The 3,753-nt window shown below is 60.7% G+C and carries 2 pseudogenes; both read right to left on the bottom strand.

The features are described from left to right. Positions 1–175 precede the first annotated feature (175 nt). Positions 176–2,832 (bottom strand): annotated as a pseudogene (gyrA, locus tag DQ405_RS25690) (DNA gyrase subunit A). A gap of 423 nt (positions 2,833–3,255) precedes the next feature. Continuing rightward, positions 3,256–3,753: pseudogene (locus DQ405_RS25695) on the bottom strand (S-methyl-5-thioribose-1-phosphate isomerase); the annotation flags it as partial.

The raw sequence follows: 3,753 nt of genomic DNA on the forward strand, positions 1-3,753 counted from the left end.
TCTGTGGGAGCTGGCTTGCCTGCGATAGCAGCGCCGCGGTATCACTGAATGACCGAGGCGCCTGCATCGCAGGCAAGCCAGCTCCCACATGGACCGCGTCCAGGCAAAGGGCGCTGTGTTTCATAGGGGACAAACAACAAGGGGGCGAATCTTCATCCGCCCCCTGTGTGTCCGCTTATTCCTGCGGTTCTTCTTCGTCTGCGGCAGCGTCGAGGGTTGGCTCGTCAACGTTGTCATCGCCAGCTGCGATAACCTCGCCTTCGAATTCCTCACCTTCGAGCTCTTCGCCTTCGACTTCCGAAGGCTCCTGCACACGCTCCAGGCCGACCAGTTTTTCGTCCTTGGCCAGCTTGATCAGGGTCACGCCCTGGGTGTTACGGCCCAGGCTCGACACTTCCGCCACACGGGTACGCACCAGGGTGCCCTGGTCGGAAATCAGCATGATCTCCTCGCCGTCGAGCACCTGCACCGCGCCGACGAGACGGCCGTTGCGGTCGTTGCTGACCATGGCGATCACGCCCTGGCCGCCACGCTTGTACTCCGGGAACTCACTGATGGCGGTGCGCTTGCCATAACCACGCTCGGAAGCGGTGAGGATCTGGCTGCCTTCTTCCGGGATCAGCATCGAAATCAGCTTCTGCCCTTCCGGCAGGCGCATGCCGCGTACACCGCGGGCGGTACGGCCCATGGCTCGTACGTCGGATTCCTTGAAGCGTGTGACCTTGCCGCCATCGGAGAACAGCATGACTTCGCGCTCGCCATCGGTAATGGCTGCGGAAATCAGCACGTCACCTTCGTCCAGCTCCAGGGCGATCAGGCCCACGCTGCGTTGACGGCTGAAGGATTCCAGCGGGGTCTTCTTCACGGTGCCTTTAGCGGTGGCCATGAAGATGAAGTGACCTTCGGTGTATTCCTCGACCGGCAGCATGGTGGTGATGTATTCGTCACTGTCCAGCGGCAGCAGGTTGACCAACGGACGACCACGGGCAGCGCGGGAGGCCTCCGGGATTTCGTAGGTCTTGAGCCAGTACACCTTGCCTTTGCTGGAGAACAGCAGCAGCGTGGTGTGGCTGTTGGCGACCAGCAGGTGAGCGATGTAGTCCTCATCCTTCACGCCGGTAGCCGATTTACCTTTACCGCCACGACGCTGGGCCTGGTAGGCCGCCAACGGTTGGGTCTTGGCATAGCCACCGTGGGAGATGGTCACCACGCGCTCTTCTTCCGGGATCATGTCACCCAGGGTCAGGTCCAGGCGCGCATCGAGGATTTCGGTGCGGCGCACGTCGCCGTATTCGGCGCGGATCACTTCCAGTTCTTCGCGGATCACTTCCATCAGGCGCACAGCGCTGCTGAGGATGCGGATCAACTCGCCGATCTGGTTGAGGATCTCCTGGTACTCGGCCAGCAGCTTCTCGTGCTCAAGGCCAGTCAGGCGGTGCAGGCGCAGTTCCAGGATGGCCTGGGCCTGTTCTGGCGACAGGAAGTACTTGCCTTCACGCAGACCGTATTGCGGGTCCAGGGTCTCGGGGCGGCACGAGTCGGCGCCAGCGCGCTCAACCATCGCGACCACGGCACTGGATTCCCAAGGTGTGCTGATCAGCGCTTCCTTGGCTTCCGACGGGGTTGGCGAGGCCTTGATGAGGGCGATCACCGGGTCGATGTTCGACAACGCAACCGCCTGGCCTTCCAGGATATGGCCGCGCTCGCGGGCCTTGCGCAGTTCGAACACGGTACGGCGGGTGACCACTTCGCGACGGTGACGCACGAAGGCTTCCAGCAGGTCCTTGAGGTTCAGGATGCGCGGGCGGCCGTCGATCAGGGCAACCACGTTGATACCAAACACGCTTTGCAGCTGGGTCTGGGCGTAGAGGTTGTTGAGGATCACCTCCGGCACTTCGCCGCGGCGCAGCTCGATGACCACGCGCATGCCGTCTTTGTCGGACTCGTCGCGCAGCTCGGTGATGCCTTCCAGCTTCTTCTCTTTAACCAGCTCGGCGATCTTCTCGATCAGGCGTGCCTTGTTCAAACTGGTAAGGGAGTTCGGTGATGACGATCTGCTGGCGGCCACCGACCTTGTCGATGTCTTCGATGATCGAGCGGGCGCGCATGTAAATGCGCCCACGGCCGGTGCGGTAGGCTTCGATGATGCCGGCGCGACCGTTGATGATCGCGGCGGTCGGGAAGTCCGGGCCGGGAATGTATTGCATCAGCTCATCGACGGTCAGCTCAGGGTTGTCGATAAGGGCCAGGCAACCGTCGATGACTTCACCGAGGTTGTGCGGCGGGATGTTGGTGGCCATGCCCACGGCGATACCGCTGGAACCGTTGACCAGCAGGTTGGGAATCCTGGTGGGCATGACAGCCGGGATCATTTCGGTGCCGTCGTAGTTCGGCACCCAGTCCACGGTTTCTTTTATGCAGGTCGGCCAGTAGCTCGTGCGCCAGCTTGGTCATGCGCACTTCGGTGTATCGCATGGCCGCGGCGTTGTCGCCGTCCACCGAACCGAAGTTACCCTGGCCGTCTACCAGCAGGTAGCGCAGGGAAAACGGCTGCGCCATCCGAACGATGGTGTCGTACACCGCAGTGTCGCCGTGAGGGTGATACTTACCGATCACGTCACCGACAACACGGGCAGATTTCTTGTACGGCTTGTTCCAGTCGTTACCCAGCTCGCTCATCGCGAACAGCACACGCCGGTGCACGGGCTTCAAGCCATCGCGCGCATCAGGCAGTGCCCGACCGACAATTACGCTCATCGCGTAGTCGAGGTAGGACTGTTTCAGCTCGTCTTCGATATTGACCGGGAGGATTTCTTTGGCCAGTTCGCCCATGAGAAGCCTGATTCCTTTTTCGGGTGAAACCTCGTCACATCCATTCGGGACGAACGAAGCTCGCCGCTGCCGGCACGGTGCCTGACAACGACTTACGACAAATCAACGAGTTATGACACGGATCTGCACGTTATAGGCCACCCCTCGGGGCAGCCCTGGAAACCGCCAGATGTTATCACAATCGCCGCCACGCACCTATCCCCCTGATGCGCATGGAGGCTAGTAATTTGACGGATGACAGGCTTGAAGGGGACGAGAGGGGCTCAGAGGCGCGATGGTGCTTTTTTGCGAGGGTGGAATGCAGACGTTTTATTGACTTCAAGGGCCAATCGCAGGCAAGCCAGCTCCCACCTTTGATGTGTGAACACGGTTGAAGGTGGAGCTGGCTTGCCTGCGATAGAGCCCCCACAGCCACCGACACCCTCAATGCAGGCGCTTACGACACATCAACTTGGCCAGTTTGGCAGTGTCTGGCCGCTCGACAATGCCTTTTTCGGTGACGATCACATCAATCAGATCCGCAGGCGTCACATCAAACACAGGGTTAAACGCCGCGATATCCAACCGCTGCCCATTCACCTCAAGCAACTCACCCATATCGCGCTGCTCCAGCGCAACATCCTCCCCCGTAGCCATCATCAAATCCAGGGCCGAACTCGACGCCACCACCATAAAACGCACGCCATGGTGCATGGCACACACGGCCAACTGATAAGTGCCGATCTTACTGATCACATCGCCATTGGCCGCAATACAGTCAGCCCCCACCACCACCCAGGTCACGCCTTTGGTCTTGAGGATATGCGCCCCGGCGGAGTCGGCATTCACCGCCACCGGGATGCCCTGGCCCGCCAACTCCCACGCTGTAAGACGGGAGCCTTGCAGCCAGGGGCGGGTTTCATTGACATAGACCTGCTCGAC

The organism is Pseudomonas sp. SST3 (genome assembly GCF_003325755.1).